The organism is Christiangramia forsetii KT0803 (assembly GCF_000060345.1).
Lineage (GTDB): Bacteria > Bacteroidota > Bacteroidia > Flavobacteriales > Flavobacteriaceae > Christiangramia > Christiangramia forsetii.
Genome location: NC_008571.1, coordinates 3,577,144 through 3,596,284, shown reverse-complemented (window position 1 = coordinate 3,596,284; position 19,141 = coordinate 3,577,144). Strand labels below are relative to the sequence as shown.

Genomic DNA, 19,141 nt, shown 5'->3' with positions numbered 1-19,141 from the left:
GTCACCCTGAATTTATTTCAGGGTCTCAAGTTACCTTATTGATTCTTAGTCTTATGAGATTCTGAAACAATCCCGATAGTTATCGGGACAGAATGACGCTATTTATGATTTTATGATACTTTGCGGATATACAAAACTATTTAAGCTACTTTTAAATTATTCAAACTTATATAGTAGCAACTTATTCTGAAAATTCATGGGCAGGGCTAAAATTTTTCTTTCAGGAATATATAGAATACCACCAACACTTTTTTCAGCTTCCATTATAATTTCAACTTCTCCTGCTTTGGATATTTTATAAATAATTCCCGAATCCCATGCAGATACAAGAAAAGAGGTCTCGTCATACTTTTGAATGCCATCAAGGTTACCAAGTTCACTAGTAATATTTTTAATTGGACCATTCGCTTTGGGCATTTTCATAAATCCACCTTTTGGATCATCAGAATGTTTTGTAGCATCACTTGCCCATCCGGCTATATAAAGATCGCCGTTTTCAAAAAGAAGGTTCTAAGCATAGTTTAAAATTTCAAGTTTCTGATAATAAATGTATAAAAATAAAAACCAAGAGGCTACTTCAAATATGCTAATCTAATCCACCCCAGCTTGAAAAGAAGATAATTCCTCCGGCAACGGCCAAAACGGTTAAGGCAGAAAGAACCGAAATTCCTATATTCACTATAGTGGATACCGGTTTATTCTTTGGATAGATCTCATTGATTTCTAATGAATCAATAATATAATTTCGTAGTTGTCCGTGCTTTTCAAAATCAAATCCATTTTTCTCCAAGTATTTTATCGTTTGGCGTTTTTTGGTCACTCCAATAAAATTTTCCTCTGTTTCAAGTAATCTTTTAAATTTGAGTTTTTCACCATCTTTAGTTACAACAACCGCTTTAGTTTCCTCTTGGATCGCATTGTTAATATCTACACTGGAACCTCTGTAAACCGTGCAATTTTGAAATAAGAATAGGGCGATGATTAGAATAGACATCCTAAACATCCATTTTAACGCATAACTTTTTCCCTTAAGCATGGACGGAGTTTAAATATCTAAGATAATAAAAATCAGTTTGAGAATTTCAAAATCTCTTTAAGTTGATCTTTGATGTCTAAATCTCTTATCCCTTCCTTTTTACTGAAATACTCAATTATTTCAGCTTCATCCAGATGATAAATTTCATTTAATCCTTTAATAATGGTAGTTAAATAAGCTTCGTGCGGTGGATTAATCTCATCCCTCAAATAATTTTCGCTGGTAAAACTCACCACAGGTTTACCATCGATCTCTCCCAGATAAAGCAATAATCCATAGCGCCCATCTGTCATACAATTATAAGATCCCTGTTTAACAAGCTCTTCAAAATCTATAACTATTTCGCCTTCAAATTTCAGTTCCTGTCTTACCAGATCTATAAACTGGCTGGAATTAATGAGGTAAGTCCGCCCCAGGGTATTCGCTGCAGGATCTTTTTCTGGTTTCAAAAAACAAATCCCTCCACCATTCCAGGTTGGAGATTTCATGGCAAAATACATTTCATGATCTATGGTAATGGTTCTACTATCTTTTGGTTCAGATTTATCTGAGCAACCGGTAAAATTTCGTAAAGCTCCTGGCGGAGTACCTCCATTTATATAACACATGAAACGCTCTTTCCGAATATTAGAACCATAACATGCATACCAGATTTCATTGATTTCATTCTCCATAAAACTCTACAGGTTTTTTACTTCGTCCGCAGATAGATCATGCGGTCGTTTTCCATATTTTCGGGTATCTTCCTTAGTAAGCGTTCTAAAATCTTCGGTTTTGGGAGTATTATTTAATTGCTGAAAAAGTTTATCTGGCAAAGTGGTAAGTTTTCTTTCTTCAAGATCTATCCAGGAACCCATCATCTCACAGGTAGCACAATTCCTACCCTTATGATCATAAATTTTATGAATAAATTCAAAATACATTCCGTCTTCAGAAAGTGCACTGAGTTCCAGGGTAACTGTTACCGGTTCTCCGGCAAATATTTCCTTGAAATAGTATATATGCTCATAAAAAACTATAGGCCCTAAATTATAATGCGAGAGTTGTTTCTGGCCAAAGCCGTTTTCCATTAGAAAACCCATACGGGTATGGCTCATAAAATTTATAAATGCTGAATTTGCCAAATGCCTGTTAGCATCCAGATCACTCCATCTTATTTCAAATTTCTTGCTATACATAATCTTCAGTTTCTTCAAAACTACCAATAAATAGTATGCATGCATAGCTTATTTTACCTAAGTTTATATTAAAATTAAAAATGAATGCCGCTTATTACAGGAAATTATATTCCTCCGGGAATATTTAAAAATGCTGATGCCTCTACCATCTATTCGGCCACGTTAAGAAAGGTAGAAATTCCTGTTTATGAACGGGAACGTATAGAATTGAGCGATGGTGACTTTATAGATCTGGACTGGAGTTATTCCAGTGACAGGAAATCTGATAAATTAGTGATCCTTCTACATGGCCTGGCTGGAAACACAGAGCGACCCTACATGAAAGGAATGGCCCGGATTTTCAATGATAATAACTGGAGTGCTGTTGCGATGAATTTCAGGGGTTGTAGTGGAGAGCTAAACCGACTTTTTAGAAGCTATCATGCGGGAGCGAGTGATGATCTGGCTGAAGTACTCACTCATATACTTAGCCTTGGAAAATATTCAAAAATTGCCCTGGTAGGTTTTAGTCTTGGTGGAAATATGCTCATGAAATATTTGGGTGAAAATAGAAGTTTGCCAGACGAAATTATTGGAAGCGTGGGGGTTTCTGTGCCATGTGATCTTTCAGGTTCCCTGGGAGCCATTAATCGTATGCGGAACTTTGTTTATTCTAAACGATTTGAACTGAATTTAAAACAACATCTATTAGAACGTGCTGAAAAATTCCCAGATCATATTCAGAAAAAACAAATTTCTGCTTGTAAGTCGTTAAGGGATATTGATGACCTTTATACTTCTAAAGCCCATGGATACAACGATGCTTCAGACTACTACAAAAAAACCAGCGCATTGGGCTATCTTCAGAAGATTCAAAAACCGACACTGATTCTAAGTGCAGCCAATGACAGTTTCCTTTCCCCAGAATGTTATCCCTATGAAATAGCTGAAAAATCCGTAAAAATATATTTGGAAGTGCCTACCTATGGTGGCCATGTTGGATTTGTAACCAGATCTAACATCTATTATCACGAAAAACGAGCTTTGGAGTTTGTAGAATCACTTTAGAGATTTAATGGATTCCCGGTTTTATGAAATACGTATTCAATTGGAGATGCTATAGAATTGATTATCTTTGCGCAAGCATTTAAAATTCAGGCATGATTCAATCTATGACAGGCTTTGGGAAAAGCCTTATTCAAATTCCTAACAAAAAAATCACTGTAGAGCTAAAGTCTTTAAACAGTAAAAATTTTGACCTGAATGCACGCATTCCATCTCAATATAGAGAAAAGGAACTGGATCTTCGGAATATTATCTCTAACAGTTTAGGCCGTGGTAAAGTAGATCTTTCAATTTATGTAGAGTACACCGGTGAGCAAACTTCCACTAATGTGAATACTGAAGTAGTTAAGAACTACATGGATCAGCTAAGAGGCCTTGTAAATGCCAGCGAAATCGAATTATTGAAAATGGCCATTAAAATGCCCGATTCTCTTAAAACCGAAAGGGATGAGATAGATGATGAAGAATTCAAAGATATTGAAAAAGCGGTTAAAGAAGCACTTAAAGACATTAACAGTTTCAGAAATGATGAAGGTAAAGCGCTGGAGAAAGATCTAAAATTAAGAATTACGAATATTCAGAATTTACTTGAAGAAGTAATTAAAATAGATCCAGACAGAGTAGATGCTGTACGTGAGCGACTTCGCAAAGGGATCGCAGAGATCAAGGAGCAGGCAGATGAAAACAGATTTGAACAGGAAATCGTCTATTATATTGAAAAGTTTGATATTACTGAAGAAAAGGTAAGGCTTGACAATCACCTTGATTATTTTCAGAAAACCCTCAACGCTAAAGATTCTAACGGCAGAAAACTGGCGTTCATTTCTCAGGAGATCGGACGTGAAATTAATACTATAGGCAGTAAATCCAATTATGCCCCTATGCAGCAATTAGTGGTGCAGATGAAAGATGAATTGGAAAAAATAAAAGAACAAATTCTAAACGTACTCTAAATGAGCGAAGGAAAACTTATCGTATTTTCTGCTCCTTCGGGATCTGGAAAAACTACGATAGTACGTCACTTATTAAAGCACCAGGAATTAAAACTGGATTTTTCAATTTCAGCAACTTCACGGGAACCGAGAGGCAATGAAGTGCATGGAAAGGATTATTACTTTCTATCGCTGCATGATTTTAAGCAGAAGATCAAAAATGATGAATTTTTGGAATGGGAAGAAGTTTACAGGGATAATTTCTACGGAACCTTAAAAAGTGAAGTAGAACGTATCTGGAAGAAAGGAAAACATGTCATCTTTGATATTGATGTGGTTGGAGGCCTGGATATTAAAAATATCTATCCCGAAAAGACACTGGCTGTATTTGTAAAGCCCCCAAGTATTGAAGAGTTAAAGATTCGTTTGAAAAAACGGAAAACAGAAAGTGACGATAAGATCAATATGAGAGTGGCCAAGGCTTCTATAGAATTAGCCACAGCTCCACAGTTTGATTTTATAATTGAAAACAACCACCTTGGTACCGCACTTATAGAAGCTCACAATCTTGTTTCCAACTATGTGGGTGCTGAAAAACCGGAGGAATGAATAGAAAGGTAGGCTTGTTCTTTGGAACTTTTAATCCTATTCACACCGGTCATTTGATTATTGCAAATCATATGGCTGAATATTCAGATCTGGAAGAGATCTGGCTGGTGGTTACGCCTCACAATCCACACAAGAAAAAGAGTAGCTTGCTGGATAATCATCATCGGCTGGAAATGGTTTACAGGGCTTGCGAAGGCTATGGAAAACTAAAGCCGAGTAATATTGAATTCGATCTTCCTCAACCTAATTACACCGTAAATACGCTAGCTCATATTCAGGAAAAATTTCCTACTAACGATTTTTGCCTTATTATGGGAGAGGATAATTTAAAGAGTTTCCATAAATGGAAAAATTCAGAGGTTATCATAGAAAATCACGAAATCTATGTATATCCTAGGATCGCTCCGGGTAAAGTTGCAGATGAATTTAAAACTCACGCGAAAATTACCAGAGTAGCTGCTCCAATCATAGAAATTTCTTCGACATTTATTAGAAAATCAATTAAAGAATCTAAGAATATTGGACCTCTTCTGGATGAAAAGGTTTGGAAGTATATTGATGAAATGAATTTTTATAAATAGGTAAAAGACTGTTTAAAAACCTATTTTGAATCTTCATTTTAGCTGATTGATCCTACTTTTTTCATCGTGGAACTACAAGCTTTAGAACGTCGACTGCTCTCAGTGTAACATTCTCAAAATTTCTAAACAGTCTTTTAATTTTATTTTATCTGTTTGCTTCCATTGGCGGTATTCTTAATACCTGTCCTGGATAAATTTTATCAGGATCCTGAAGCATTGGCTTATTAGCTTCAAATATTAATGGGTATTGATTTGGATCCCCGTAATGCTCTTTTGATATTTTACTTAAGGTATCTCCTCTTTCTACCGTGTGAAATACAGCTTCAGGCTCGGTATTTTCTACATCCATTTTATCATCAACCTGTGCAATACCTTCAGAGTTTCCTACAACCAATATAATTTTTTCCCTGGTTGCCTGGTCCAATGCCCGTCCGGAAACTACGGCCATATCATTTTCAATATGGATTTTCAAATTTTCGGCTTTCAGATTTAAATCCTTAATAGTTTGCTCTAATTTTCTCGCTGCTTTTTCATTCTTCTTTAAGTCATCGTCTGTTCCAGCCTCTGTAGACTTAGGTTTATCGATTCCAAAAATCTTTTTACCTGCGTCTTTAATAAATGAAAATATACCCATTTTAATGATTTATAGTTAGTTAACTAAATGTACAAAAGTGAAACAAGTTTGGAGCTTTGATCAATCCTAAAGTTTTCAAAAAAATTGTCTTATAACTAAAAAGACCGCTTCTAACGAAACGGTCTTTTCAACTAAATAACCAACCAAAAAAACTAATAATGTTCATCATAATAAGATGAACAGGTTTATAACGGAGTGACTTTAGCTAGATTGTATAAAAAGGAGCTTTGAATTGTTAAAGTTCTAAATCTGTCCTATTGAAACATTCTCAATAATTTGTAGGAATAAAAGCGAAAAACTTTAAATACTTCCAAATTTCACTATTTTTGGAAAAGAGAATGTAATTATATGGATAAAGCTCCTAGTTTTGGTGTTATTGGAGGTGGTAGTTGGGCCACTGCAATTGTAAAGATGTTATGTGAAAACCTGGAACAGGTTAATTGGTATATGCGCAGTGTTTATGCCATTGAGCATATTAAAAAACAGGATCATAACCCAAATTATTTGAGTTCGGTTGAATTTGATGTGAATCAGCTTAATCTTAGTAATGATATCAATGAAACCGTGCAGGCTTCAGATTATATCATTTTTGCAATTCCTTCAGCATTCCTGAAACGTGAATTAGATGCTCTTAATGTTTCACTAAAAGATAAAATTGTCTTTTCGGCTATTAAAGGTATTGTTCCGGAAACCAGCCTCATCGTGGGAGAGCATTTTAATGAATATTTTGATGTGCCTTTTGAGAATATAGGAATTCTAACCGGACCATGTCATGCTGAAGAAGTAGCTTTAGAAAGACTCTCTTATTTAACCGTGGCCTGCCAGGATGAGAAAAAAGCTGAAATTGTTGCGGGATATCTGGGAAGTGACTATATCACCTGTAAAATTAGCGATGACGTTATTGGCACCGAATACGCTGCCGTATTAAAAAATATTTATGCGATCGCTGCCGGAATTGCTCACGGATTGGGCTATGGGGATAACTTTCAGAGTGTTCTTATGAGTAATGCGATTCGTGAGATGAAGACATTCATCAAAAAGGTGCATAAGATGAAGCGTAATATTAATGATTCTGCTTATTTAGGTGACCTTCTGGTAACAGGATATTCCGTTTTTAGCCGTAACCGCATGTTTGGGAATATGATAGGAAAGGGTTATACCGTTAAAAGCGCTCAAATGGAAATGAGTATGGTGGCAGAAGGTTATTATGCCAGTGAAAGCGCCTATAAAATTAATAAGGCCAAAAAGTCTAAAACCCCGATTATCAATGCGGTTTATGCGATTCTCTACGAGGGTAAAAATCCTAAAAAGGTGTTTAATAAACTTGTAGATAAGCTGGATTAATGTTTAAGAATTTTCTTACCCAAATGGGCTAACTCCCTGAAATTTATACATTTCAACGATTATTAAGGATACTATAGCTAAATTTGTAGTACATTTACTTTTCCAAATCACTAATAATCAATTTATCATGAACACAAAATTCGCAAGCTTCTGCTTTATTGCAGCCTTAGCCTTTACATCCTGTCAATCTGATGTTTCTTCTGAAAGTCCTCAGGAAGTAAACGAGGTTCAAAATTCTTTAAAAGAGAAAAAACATGACGTAAATAAATGGCACGACGGACCTTATTATTTTGAAAACGGTTCGGGAAAGAATTTACATGAACCTGGAGCTTTTGAGGGAGCCTTAGCTAACTGTGACACTTATGCCCACTATGAGGGAGCGAAAGAACTTTTAGCAGTTTATGATGCGCCAGAATCTTATCATGGTGAAATTGAGGTGAATAATATCGTAGTTAGCGATCAACTGAATATCTGTGGAACATTAAGCGTCCAGGATGAGGTAAAAGTTAACCATGCAGGTACCTTTAACCTTGGTGGTGATATGACTACTGAAGGAGATGTAAAAGTTAATTATGGAGGTCACCTTGTTATAGAAGGAAAAGTAGTTATAAAAGGAGATCTTGTTCTACATAATAACGCTATTCTTAAATTTCTTGGAAGTGATAGTACTATAGAAGTTCTTGGAAAAACAAAAATTTCTAAAAAAGCCATTATTGAAGGAGATTTCAATGATGTTTCTCAAAAGATCAAATAATTTTTACTTCATACTAATTAGGAAAGGCTGGTTGCGAAACCGGCCTTTTTTATTAGAAAGAATTTTCTTATCGGGTTTTTCTCACACTTTATCGAAAAGTGTTGTAGTTCATAGAGTTTCTATTTCTTTTCTCAGCTTAATTACTATTTTTAACTGCCCAAATACATAGAAATACTGATTCTTATGAAGAAAAACCTACTTGGAATATGCCTTCTCTCGGCCTTATTTTTAATTTCCTGTCAAACAGAAGAAACAACATCTGAAACGCAACCGCAACAATCCCATTTTAATGTAGCCACCGATGCTTCAGAATTACAAACTGCCATTAACTTTAATGAGACTGGTGTAATTGGTATCGAACGTATCAATACGACAAGAAATCAGGAATCTGAATGGATATTCGGTATAGAACAAATTGCTTCCCTGGAGCCACCAAAATTAAATGGTGAAGAACTTCGAGCTACTCATGTGGACGTTAAAGGGAACTATGCGTATGTTTCCTACAACAAAGAAGGTTCTATATACCTTGGTGCTATTGATATTGTAGATGTTAGTGACAAATACAATCCCGTACTTGTAAGTAGAATGAAGACTGATATCGCAGATATTAATTCATTATATATAGACAATAATAATAACATTGTGTTTACGGGGGCTTCCATTAATGGTGAAGGTGCAAATCATACCCTGCTTGGATATGTTTCAACGCAAAATGGCCAGTTTTCTTCAGATTTTAATCTGGATTATGGCCTTGCGGGTCACACGGGAGTGCATGTATTGGATTTCGAAGGCAAAACAATTTTAATTAGTGGAAATTCTGGCATTGTTGGAAGTTATAATTTCCCGGGAAACAATAGCGCTTTTAATGCTGAAGCTGAAATTGGCCTGGGTGATCTTAGATCTGCAGCCTTTAGTAATGATAAACTGGCAGTGTTAAGCGGAGATGAAGGTCTTTTGGACTTCAGTCTAAACAATGAATTTATAGAAAACACTTCTCTTGAAACAGCTGCGCTTACACCTGAATCAAAAAGGACTATCGCATGGTATGGCAACAATATATTGGTTTCTGAAGGTACTGCCGGTGCAGGAATATATAATTTTGAAGCCGGTGATAAAACTATGTCTTTACCTTTAAGAGTTCATCCAGATGCTTCTAGTATTAGTGCCGAAAATAAGGTGACTAATGCCGTTTCTACCGATGGGAATTTTATCTATATGGCTAATGGAGGAGCGGGACTTGATATCGTTAAATTAAACGACCAACTCACTCTGGTAGCAGAAGGAATCGCAGAAATTACCGGAAGCGCCAACTTTGTTCAGGCTAAAGGTGATTATATCTACCTGGCAGCAGGAACAGGATTAAAAATTTTGAGAATAATCGCTCCTCAAAGCGATGTGGTAACCGGAGATTTCCTTGCCTGCTCAGAATTTGATCCATATACTGGTCATAAAAATCTTACAATTCCTTCTAGTACCGAAGAATCATACAGCGGAATCATGAACCTTAAGCACCTTAATGTTAATGGTTCTTTAAACTTCTGTGGAGATATGCTTATAGAGAAAAGCGCTAATCTAAGTAGCGCCTCTACGCTAAATATGTCTGGAAACTTTAGGCTTGGGAACAAAAAATCTTCAGAAAATCTTGTTATCAACTCTAATAGTACTTTTAAAGTAGAAGGATTGGTAGAAATTCACGGTGACCTACAGATCAATAGCGGTGGAACCTTAGAGTTTGTGGGAGATGACTCGAAAATCTTTGTATCTGGCAAGGTAAAGATCAATAGCGGTGGAGAAATTATTGGTGACTTTGAAGACCTTAACAATAAATTCAATTAGTTTAGGTTAAAACCAAGTTGAATAGAAAAGCCCAGGAAATATTTCCGGGGCTTTTTGTTTTATAAGCAAGTTCTATTTATTTAGCCAGGATCCCTTTTTCGGGAATTACAGGTATTTTTAAGGCAACACTTTCTTTAATCGTATGTGGTTTGAACAAGAAGATCTTTTCCATCATTTTCGTCCCGGCAAAATAAGTCACTTTAAATTCGTTGTTCAGTTTAAGAACCTCCTCCTGCAGGTACTCTACTTTAGCAAAATTCTTAGCAGGCAAAATTTCAATCTTATGTCTCATTAGGGAAGTTTCCCTTTTCTTATCAAAGCCTTTAGAAACGATGAGAACCATTTCTATAGCTTCATTTGTATTGTTGATCAAATATACATTCCATTCATAGGCCTCAAATTCTTCATTGAAGACTTTTACTGCAGCCACATGAACATCTTTAACTTTAGGTATATCAATATCCTTTCTCAAAACTTTTCTTCTGCTTTCTTTTTAATTTTTAGCCAGAGTATCCATAAAAGAACTGCTGCTACGGCCAGTAAAATAAGTCCTAATGTAATTTTAATCAAGGCAATAACAAACGTGACATAAATTATGATACCTATGATCACAATTGCCAAAATCAGGAAGCCGTATTTTTTCATTATAATGCAGATTTAAATTGTTCCAGAAAACGCAGATCGTTCTCGTAGAACATTCTAATATCTTCTATTTGGTAAAGTAGCATCGCTATTCTTTCTATTCCCATTCCAAACGCGAAACCTGAATATTCCTTAGGATCTATATTGCAATTTCTAAGCACATTAGGGTCTACCATTCCGCAGCCCATAATTTCAAGCCATCCTGTTCCTTTAGTGATCCTGTAATCGGTTTCCGTTTCCAGTCCCCAATATACGTCCACCTCGGCACTAGGTTCAGTAAACGGAAAATAGGAAGGTCTTAACCTGATCTTAGATTTTCCGAATAGCTGTTCGGTAAAATATAAGATGGTTTGTTTCATATCTGCAAACGAAACATCCTTATCTATATATAATCCTTCCACCTGGTGAAAGATACAATGCGATCTTGCTGAAATTGCCTCATTTCTGAATACTCTTCCCGGAGAAATTGTTCTTATTGGCGGCTTGTTTTCTTCCATATATCTCACCTGAACCGATGACGTATGGGTTCTAAGTAAAATATCGGGATCTGTTTGGATAAAGAACGTATCCTGCATATCTCTGGCAGGATGGTATTCCGGAAGATTCAAAGCAGTAAAATTATGCCAGTCATCTTCCATCTCAGGTCCTTCAGAAACATTGAAACCTATATTTGAAAAAATCTCGGTAATCTGGTTTTTTACTATAGAGATTGGATGACGAGCTCCTATTTCAACAGGTTCTGCCGGTCTTGAAAGATCCCCGTAAACACCCTTTTCTTCCTGATTATTTTCCAAATCTTCCTTTAAAGCATTTACTTTAACCTGAGCTGCAGTTTTCAGCTCATTTATAACCTGACCAAACTCCTTCTTTTGTTCGTTAGGAACATTCTTGAATTCAGCAAAAAAATCATTCAGTATTCCCTTTTTTCCAAGATATTTAATGCGGAAAGCTTCGATTTCATCCTTTGTCTTAGCATTAAAGCTTTCAACATCAGCGATATGTCCTTTAATTTTATCGATCATAGGTGATTACGTTTCGGAAGCGCAAATTTAATAAAATTTAAACCTAAAACTTCTCCTTTTAAAAGCTTATTCCGTTTTCTATTTCTTAGTAGAAACCGGGAGGGGAGTTAATTTCTCTTTATAGATATACTTCATCAGAAAAAATACAGATAAAGACCCGAAAGTGTGCCATAACCAATGGGTTCCCATAGGTAGAATATGGACAAAATTATCCAGAATTCTAAAACTAATTGCAGCCCCAAAACTTAAGAAGGCAAATAAAATAAATTCCCAATGATGGCTCTTTGTAGTATAGAAGTAAGTGATGATTGGCAGAAGCAAGCCTAAAGCTGTAGCAATATATCCCACTGAGGTATTTAAATGTTGTGGCAATGGTAATAATTGAACGCCAAAAACAAGAAATAATACCAACAAGATAAGTAATAGCCTTTTTTGCCAGGTTACCCTCAACTTAATTGTATAGTATATGGAAACCGACAGGCACAGGATAACAATAGGCAACCAGTCCATATACATCCAAATATCATGACTACGGGTAGCGTGATAAATCGTTCCCCCAATGAAACCCATAAACAACACCGGAAGGCTCCATGCTAAAAAGCGATGGTTATGATAATCTCTATAAACCCGCAATGAGAAATAGATAATTATAATCAAAAAGAAAATATTACTATAGGTATTAAAAGGCTCTACAGGTAACCTTCCTGCCAAAGTTTCCTGATAAATAGGACCGCTATCATGCGGAAAAGAGGTTAAAAAATTCCCGGGGTTCATTTAGGAAATATACTCTTTTTCCATAAAATATTGCACGATCGCTTCTTTCATTAAAACCGTTTGTTCACCGGCCTTTAGGGTAGGTAATTCTTCCTTTATCTTAAAATGAGGCCATCCATCATCATCATAAAAATCGAATTCGTAATATCCATAAGGTTCCAACAAAGTACAAATGGCTATATGCATTAAATCTATCTTATGATCTTTCTTATATCTTTTATGGGGTTTGCCCAACTCCTGTACTCCAATTAGGTAGATAATAGCATCCAGCTCCATTAGTTCACCGTCTGCAAACTGATCTGAAAGTTTCTTTTGAACTCCTGCCCATCTTTCTTTTAATTGTTCATCTCTTGCCATGCCGTAAAGATACCATCTAGATTTTATAATTATTATATTTGATCTGGATATCCGTTTTTATGATACTAATTATTTTGTCACCCCGAGACCTGAGATAAAAATTTTTATCTAGTGTAGGGAATTGACGTATTTTTTAAGATGCTTGTTCATTTTTTCCATTGATGAAAAAACGAACCAAAAAAATCTAGGCTTACGAAAGTTTATCTAAATTTATTGTTTAGCACCTAAATTTTAGGAACTCTATAGTGATTCATCTTTACTGAAGAATATGTTTAGCTCAAACAGCCTAAAATTTCACAGTGCTTTCACTGCAAATTTTAAGTTGAATTTTCGATAGGCCGGGAATTGGAAGCATTTACAATTAAATATTTAGCCTCATAATTACCAATTTTTAAAATTTGTCAATGGTAATTTATTTCAGGGTCTTAGATTTATGATAACGATTTAAATAAGATTCTGAAACAGGTTCAAAATGATGTACTTTTTTGATTTATAGACTTTACGGATAATTGATATTTGATTTATGAATACTGTAGATATTATTTTAAGCCTGGTACTTCTATACGGATTAGTACGTGGTTTCTTTAGAGGATTACTTGCTGAACTTGCCTCGCTTATAGGAATCGTTGCCGGGATCTATGGCGCTATTCATTTTTCGCATTATGTAGGAAATGTGCTTTCAAATTATGTTGAATGGGAAGTTCAATATATTAACCTCATTAGCTTCGCTATTACTTTTATTCTTATTGTATTCCTGATTTCCTTAGCCGGAAAAATGCTGACTAAGATTGCCGGCTTTGCTGCCCTCGGAATCGTTAATAAATTGCTGGGAGGTGTCTTTGGATTTATAAAATCGGCTTTTGTGGCCAGTGTGATCATTATGTTCTTTAAAGCGACCAATGAACGAATTGAAATCATTGAAGATAAAACTCTGGAAGAATCAATTCTTTATGAGCCTGTAGAAAGTATTGCACCTATTATTTTACCCTCTATCATTAAACAGGTTCAGGAAAGAGACTTGTTGAATGATGAAGATGACCTGGCCAGACTTTAATGCAATAAAAAATCCGAAACACACAATGCTCCGGATTTTTCTTCTTTTTTATAGCCTATTCAGGCCGGTTAAAGGAATTACAATAAAGTAACTTTTCCGTTAGAAATTGAGTAAACTCCTCCAACGATCTTTATCTCTCCATTTTCTTCCATCTCCTTAAGAATAGGACTCTTTTCACGGATTCTGTCTATTGTAAGCTTTACGTTATTTTCCACAACACCAGCAACGAAAGAGTCATTCTTTGAACTTCTCTCACCATCGGTTTTCGTCGTTTCAACTGCCGGCTTAATATTGCTTAATAAATGCGTGATATTTCCGAGTTCAACATGATCACAAGCTGCTTTTACAGCTCCACATGCTTCATGACCCAATACCATTACCAACTTGCTTCCCGCAACTTTACAGGAATATTCCATACTTCCTAGAATATCGGTATTTTCAAAATTACCTGCTACCCTGGCAGTGAATATATCTCCTACACCCTGATCAAAAACTGTTTCAACCGGCACACGAGAATCTATACAACCAAGGACTACTGCTTGAGGCCACTGCCCTCCGCTGGTCTTTTCAATTTGAGAAGAATAATTTCTCTCGTACATTTTATTTTCTGTAAATCTCTTATTTCCATCCATAAGATCGTTTAAAACTGCATCAGGACTTAATTGAGATTGCTTTTCTTTATTTATTATTTCAGTAATCATAATTTTATCTTTTTTAATTTTAAGGTTCAATTTTCTTAAGCTTATGAACCTAAATTTAAGCTGGTTTTTTATCTAATTCAAAAAATTGCTGGTAACTATCCGGATTTTCTACCGTTCCTCTTTCAGAAATTATTTTGATATTTATGTTTCTTTCTTCAGCCTTGATTTTAAAATCATCCAGAATTTCAACAATATCGTTATCTAAATATCTTGTTTTAGAAACATCCATAATGAGGTAAGAATCTTTTTCAAGCTTATTTAACTCTTTAAGAATCGCTCCTTTATTAATAAAAGTAACCTCTTCAGCTAATCTCATTTTTACGGTTTTATTTCCGTTTTCCACATTTTCAATATGCAGGAAATAAGAGTTCTGGTAACTTTTGATAAGGATCACAAATATTCCAACGATCAATCCTAAACTAATACCAATCAAAAGATCTCCAAATACAATCCCTACGATGGTTACAACAAAAGGTACAAACTGCTTCCATCCTGCTTTATACATTTTAATAAAAAGTGCCGGTTTGGCAAGTTTATAACCTACCAGAAATAAAACAGCTGCGAGAACAGAAAGTGGAATTAGATTTAAAACATTTGGAATGATTATTACAGAAATCAGTAATAAGAATCCGTGGATAATAGCAGACATTTTTGTCTGTCCTCCAGATTGCACGTTCGCTGAACTTCTTACAATAACCTGGGTTACTGGAAGTCCACCAATAAGACCGGAAACCATATTCCCTGTACCCTGTGCAAAAAGCTCTCTGTTAGTAGGAGTGGTTCTTTTATGCGGATCTAATTTATCTATGGCCTCCACAGATAATAAAGTTTCTAAACTTGCCACCAGTGCGATGGTAAAAGCAGTGATCCAAATTTGTGGGTTACCAATCATACTAAATGAAGGAAGTGTAAATTGCCCAATAAAGCTATCAAAACTATCGGGTACAGGCACAGTTACCAGGTGATCATTTGATATCGCCAGAGAAGTATCCTTTGTTAATATAAAAAATACTATTCCTACTACTACTGCGACTAACGGTCCCTGTACTAATTTGAAAATTTTTCCTTTTTTAGATAGTACAGCTTCCCATAGGATAAGAATTGACATCCCAATAATAGCAATAAGCGTTGCGCCAGGGCTAATATTATTTACAATATTAAATAACTCGGAAAAAGTATTTTCTCCATTTGCCTGGAAGAATGCCCAGTCTCCCTGTGGATCTGCATCATACCCAAAAAAGTGAGGGATTTGCTTTAAAACAATGATAATCCCTATTCCCGTAAGCATTCCTTTAATTACTGAAGACGGAAAATAATATCCAATAATTCCTGCTTTCAGAACCCCAAAAACAATTTGCATAGCTCCTGCAATTACTACCGCTAAAAGAAAGTTTTCATAACCTCCCAGACTGGAAATAGCTACCAAAACGATGGCTGCTAAACCTGCAGCGGGTCCACTAACTCCAAGGTTGGCACCACTCATGGCTCCAACCACAATACCACCAACTATCCCTGCGATTAGCCCGGAAAATAATGGTGCTCCACTAGCAAGTGCAATTCCTAAACAAAGAGGTAGTGCAACAAAAAATACGACAACACTTGCCGGAAAATCTTTATTAAGATGTTTAAACATAATACATGTATTTGTACAGGTTTAAAAAACCTGTAACCTGTTTTTTAAAAAAATAAGTGTACTAGGAAACTATAAAGCTTCCCTGGGTAACCGAATGGCTACCTGAAAATTAAGACTATGTATTATGCAATCTTTGGTGGCGGAGAAGAAATAGAGAGAAAAACCTTATAGCCATTCTCTTTGTAGTAATGACCATCCAGCTTCCTTATCTGAAGAAAATGAATACTATCGTAATTAGAAAGTGTTTCTTCAAGCTTGTATTCTAAATTGATATTATTCTTAGAAGAACTTTCTTCTTCATTAACATTATAAGCAATAGAAATATCTACGTTTCTATCTATCAACGATATTACCGTTGGAGCAAATAGAAACGTTATAAATATAAATCCTAATATGTATGAGAATAGCTTCACGGCGGCAAAAGTAGGGGATTTTTGACAAATAGTAGCATGATTAACTATACCGAAAAGTTAAACTATTATCAAAAATTTTTATAGTCTTTTAATTTCATCTGAAATTACCCAACCCTGTGCACCATTAGAAAGCTCTATTCGAGACCACTCCTGGAAATCTTCCAGTACTTTTGCCTTAGTGCCTTCATGAAGTTCAAAACTAGCCTCTCCCCGAAGGTTTGGCTCGTCGCGAACCTCAACTTCTTCTTCAAAAATAATCGCGTACTGGTTGTCTTGTAAATAAGATTGTTGCTGAAATGCAAATATTACTGAGACAAGGCTGAGTATAAAAAAAACAACGGCTCCAGTAAAAAGAAGTCTTTTATTTAAAGACCTGTAGGAAAAATAATAAAATAGGAATAAACTAACAAAAAGTACTGAACATATAATGGCGAAAACAGCCCAGGTGGTATATGAAAATGACGAAATAAAATTATTGAACCAAACCGAAAAACCAGTTTCCTCTACCTCTTCTATATCATCTATTGCCATATTGCGGGCAAATGCAATATTATTTTTAATATCCTCATCGGTAGGGTCCAGTTGAAGCGCCTTTTCATAATAATAGATACTTGGCGCTACATGATTCATTTTGTAATGAGCATTTCCTAGGTTGAAATATACTTCAGCTGAAGTTTCATTATTAGCAAGAATCGCTTCATATTTTGAAACAGCCACCTCATAGTCTCCGCTCTGGTACGCTGAGTTTGCTTCTTCAAAGAGGTCTTCACTTTGAGAAAACCCAATAAAGCTTAACATTAAAAAACTAAACAATATTAACTTTCTCATCACTATAATTGTTTATCCAGCGTTGAAATTACCTGAACCGCTTTTTCATAATCCTGTTGCATCGCATCTGAAGATGCAGGTGTATATCGTGCAAACTCACAACTTTCCAGCAAGGATATAAAATCTGAATTGGTTTGGTCGTTCACGCCTTTTTCGCGTAGCAAACCTGAAATTCGTTCTTTACTCATTTCTCCAGTTTGGATATTAAGTTTTGCTTTCAGATAATTATGCATGGAGCGCTCCAATGCCTGATAGAACTCCTTTTGATCCCCTAAGCTTTTCCTGGCTTCTGAAAGATATTTTCTGGCAAGTTTATCTGCTCTTCGAATCCTGTTTCCTTTTACATCATTTGCTCGTTGTTCTCTCTTCTTTCCGAATAGAATAAAAAGCGGAATCGCTGCAAGAGGAAGTACCAGCGCTCCCCAGAAACCTATAGAACCAAAGAAGCTCTCACTATTTATGGGTTTCAAATTTGTGTTGAGTTTGATAAACCTAAATTGGTTTCCTTCAATCGCAACGGCTTGCTTATTTACTCCTGAAAGACCCGAAGGTTCATTTCCAGCCAGTGGGCCTTTATCCACATTGATCAAAAGTTCCTCTGAGCTTTCGGTTTTATAAGTTTCAGAAGAAGGGTCAAAATATGAAAATGACAGGGCTGGGATGGGATATTTCCCTTGTCTGGTAGGAACAACGGTATAGGTTTCAGAAATACTTCCCTGCATTCCGTTTAGATTTGTATTTACATTTTCCCTTCTTTCCGGATCATACATTTCCAGCGAAGAAGGAGCGGTAAGGTTAGGAAGGTCAAAAAGTTTAAGATTTCCATTCCCACGAACCTCCACTTTCGCCTGTAGACTTTCTCCGGCATTTAATTCATTTTTACTCGCAGTAACATTAAAATTGAATTTTCCAACGGCTCCCGTGAAATTAGCAGGTTTCCCGGCTGGAAGCGATTTTACCTTGATCTTCTTATTATCTGCCGCTACCGTTTTATTTACCGTTTTATAAATTCGGCTACCAAAAATATCCCTGCGCTCACTCGGTACATCTACCGCAATAGAAAGCGTTAAAGGCTCTATATTAAGTTCTCCCGTTTTCTGGGGATAAAGGATTGTTTTTCTAAGTACTACATAACGATATGGCTCTCCTCTATATTCACCATTTTCAACCCTTAATTGCTGAATATCGATACTCTGGCTCCAGAAATCATTGTATTTGGGACTATCCAGTACTCTCCAGTTACTTACACTCACCCGCGGACTCACATAAAGCTTATAAACAACAGTAAATGCTTCGTTTAGATAAGGACTGCCCTTGGAAACCTCAGCTACCAGATGTAGATTATCTTCTGCGATCATTTCACTACTGTTACCATCGGTAGGTTGATCTACCGCAGCGGTAATATTTACAGCAAGTGGCGAAGTTTTATAGATTTTATCGTCAATAATGATCTCTGCCTGCCCAATGTTTAAATTTCCTCTTTTCTTTGGCTGCAAATAAAAGCTGTACGTCTTTGAATAAGCCATTTTCCCATTAAGGATACTGGTACTAATTTTCTGGTTGGGCCCACCCACAACGGTAAAACCTTCAAATGATGGTGGTTTAAAATTATCCCCATCTTCATTCATTTCAAAATCTACTCTAAGCCGTTCATTAATTCCCAGCTTTTCCTTACTTACTTTCGCCTCAAATCTAACCTGAGCCTGAATAAGCCCGGAAGCAAACAATAAAAAACTTAAAATTAAATACCTCAATTTCATCTTTTCCTC

The 19,141-nt window shown here is 35.9% G+C and carries 22 protein-coding genes; 8 read left to right on the top strand and 14 right to left on the bottom strand.

The features are described 5' to 3' along the window. Positions 1-156: 156 nt before the first annotated feature. From GFO_RS16220 to GFO_RS16205, 4 genes are all read right to left on the bottom strand, one after another. Positions 157-423 (bottom strand): hypothetical protein, encoded by a 267-nt coding sequence (locus tag GFO_RS16220; RefSeq protein ID WP_011711279.1) that lies wholly within the window; start codon positions 421-423, stop codon positions 157-159. A gap of 163 nt (positions 424-586) precedes the next feature. Then, positions 587-1,036 carry a hypothetical protein gene (locus GFO_RS16215; RefSeq protein WP_011711278.1) on the bottom strand — a complete coding sequence of 150 codons (450 nt, stop codon included), beginning with the start codon at positions 1,034-1,036 and terminating at the stop codon, positions 587-589. 32 nt (positions 1,037-1,068) lie between these two features. Further along, positions 1,069-1,710 (bottom strand): hypothetical protein, encoded by a 642-nt coding sequence (locus GFO_RS16210; protein ID WP_011711277.1) that lies wholly within the window; start codon positions 1,708-1,710, stop codon positions 1,069-1,071. A gap of 6 nt (positions 1,711-1,716) precedes the next feature. Beyond that, positions 1,717-2,214, bottom strand: a complete 498-nt coding sequence (locus GFO_RS16205; RefSeq protein ID WP_041250172.1) for an acyl-CoA thioesterase — start codon at positions 2,212-2,214, stop codon at positions 1,717-1,719. Positions 2,215-2,298: 84 nt separating this feature from the next. Here GFO_RS16205 and GFO_RS16200 point away from each other — a divergent pair, with 84 nt between their 5' ends. The 4 genes from GFO_RS16200 to nadD all read left to right on the top strand — a co-directional run bounded on the left by GFO_RS16200 (position 2,299) and on the right by nadD (position 5,380). Then, positions 2,299-3,261, top strand: a complete 963-nt coding sequence (locus GFO_RS16200; protein ID WP_011711275.1) for a YheT family hydrolase — start codon at positions 2,299-2,301, stop codon at positions 3,259-3,261. 92 nt (positions 3,262-3,353) lie between these two features. Next, positions 3,354-4,211 carry a YicC/YloC family endoribonuclease gene (locus GFO_RS16195; RefSeq protein WP_011711274.1) on the top strand — a complete coding sequence of 286 codons (858 nt, stop codon included), beginning with the start codon at positions 3,354-3,356 and terminating at the stop codon, positions 4,209-4,211. Next, a complete protein-coding gene (gmk, locus tag GFO_RS16190; protein WP_011711273.1) occupies positions 4,212-4,799 on the top strand; it encodes a guanylate kinase in 588 nt (195 codons plus the stop codon). Then, positions 4,796-5,380 (top strand): nicotinate (nicotinamide) nucleotide adenylyltransferase, encoded by a 585-nt coding sequence (gene nadD, locus GFO_RS16185; protein WP_011711272.1) that lies wholly within the window; start codon positions 4,796-4,798, stop codon positions 5,378-5,380. The genes gmk and nadD overlap by 4 nt, the downstream gene beginning before the upstream one ends. 145 nt (positions 5,381-5,525) lie before the next feature. Here the strand turns inward: nadD and lysM are convergent, their stop codons facing one another. Continuing rightward, positions 5,526-6,014 carry a peptidoglycan-binding protein LysM gene (gene lysM / locus GFO_RS16180; protein ID WP_011711271.1) on the bottom strand — a complete coding sequence of 163 codons (489 nt, stop codon included), beginning with the start codon at positions 6,012-6,014 and terminating at the stop codon, positions 5,526-5,528. Positions 6,015-6,362: 348 nt separating this feature from the next. Between lysM and GFO_RS16175 the strand changes: the two genes are divergently transcribed. The 3 genes from GFO_RS16175 (at position 6,363) to GFO_RS16165 (ending at position 9,948) form a co-directional block, all read left to right on the top strand. Then, a complete protein-coding gene (locus tag GFO_RS16175; RefSeq protein ID WP_011711270.1) occupies positions 6,363-7,358 on the top strand; it encodes an NAD(P)H-dependent glycerol-3-phosphate dehydrogenase in 996 nt (331 codons plus the stop codon). Positions 7,359-7,485: 127 nt separating this feature from the next. After that, complete coding sequence (locus GFO_RS16170; RefSeq protein ID WP_011711269.1) at positions 7,486-8,112, top strand: hypothetical protein; 627 nt, start codon at positions 7,486-7,488, stop codon at positions 8,110-8,112. A 183-nt stretch (positions 8,113-8,295) separates the two neighbouring features. After that, the gene (locus GFO_RS16165) at positions 8,296-9,948 is read left to right on the top strand and encodes an LVIVD repeat-containing protein (protein WP_011711268.1); all 1,653 of its coding nucleotides are present in this window, start codon (positions 8,296-8,298) and stop codon (positions 9,946-9,948) included. 76 nt (positions 9,949-10,024) lie between these two features. Here the strand turns inward: GFO_RS16165 and GFO_RS16160 are convergent, their stop codons facing one another. From GFO_RS16160 to GFO_RS16145, 4 genes are all read right to left on the bottom strand, one after another. Further along, a complete protein-coding gene (locus GFO_RS16160; protein ID WP_011711267.1) occupies positions 10,025-10,420 on the bottom strand; it encodes a hypothetical protein in 396 nt (131 codons plus the stop codon). 172 nt (positions 10,421-10,592) lie between these two features. Continuing rightward, on the bottom strand, positions 10,593-11,612 hold the full coding sequence (gene pheS / locus GFO_RS16155) for a phenylalanine--tRNA ligase subunit alpha (RefSeq protein WP_011711265.1): 1,020 nt from the start codon (positions 11,610-11,612) through the stop codon (positions 10,593-10,595). 78 nt (positions 11,613-11,690) lie between these two features. Next, entirely contained in the window at positions 11,691-12,386 is a 696-nt protein-coding gene (locus tag GFO_RS16150) for a hypothetical protein (RefSeq protein ID WP_011711264.1), read from the bottom strand. Beyond that, on the bottom strand, positions 12,387-12,743 hold the full coding sequence (locus tag GFO_RS16145; protein WP_011711263.1) for a hypothetical protein: 357 nt from the start codon (positions 12,741-12,743) through the stop codon (positions 12,387-12,389). Positions 12,744-13,266: 523 nt separating this feature from the next. Between GFO_RS16145 and GFO_RS16140 the strand changes: the two genes are divergently transcribed. Then, entirely contained in the window at positions 13,267-13,797 is a 531-nt protein-coding gene (locus GFO_RS16140) for a CvpA family protein (RefSeq protein ID WP_011711262.1), read from the top strand. A gap of 77 nt (positions 13,798-13,874) precedes the next feature. Here the strand turns inward: GFO_RS16140 and GFO_RS16135 are convergent, their stop codons facing one another. From GFO_RS16135 to GFO_RS16115, 5 genes are all read right to left on the bottom strand, one after another. Next, positions 13,875-14,498 carry a carbonic anhydrase family protein gene (locus tag GFO_RS16135; RefSeq protein ID WP_011711261.1) on the bottom strand — a complete coding sequence of 208 codons (624 nt, stop codon included), beginning with the start codon at positions 14,496-14,498 and terminating at the stop codon, positions 13,875-13,877. Positions 14,499-14,553: 55 nt separating this feature from the next. Then, positions 14,554-16,131: a SulP family inorganic anion transporter gene (locus tag GFO_RS16130; protein ID WP_011711260.1), complete on the bottom strand. Its 1,578-nt coding sequence runs from the start codon at positions 16,129-16,131 to the stop codon at positions 14,554-14,556. 122 nt (positions 16,132-16,253) lie between these two features. After that, entirely contained in the window at positions 16,254-16,475 is a 222-nt protein-coding gene (locus GFO_RS16125) for a hypothetical protein (protein WP_041250171.1), read from the bottom strand. A gap of 147 nt (positions 16,476-16,622) precedes the next feature. Next, positions 16,623-17,372, bottom strand: coding sequence for an SH3 domain-containing protein (locus GFO_RS16120; RefSeq protein ID WP_011711258.1), 750 nt, complete (start codon positions 17,370-17,372; stop codon positions 16,623-16,625). A gap of 2 nt (positions 17,373-17,374) precedes the next feature. Further along, positions 17,375-19,132 carry a BatD family protein gene (locus tag GFO_RS16115; RefSeq protein ID WP_011711257.1) on the bottom strand — a complete coding sequence of 586 codons (1,758 nt, stop codon included), beginning with the start codon at positions 19,130-19,132 and terminating at the stop codon, positions 17,375-17,377. Positions 19,133-19,141 lie beyond the last annotated feature (9 nt).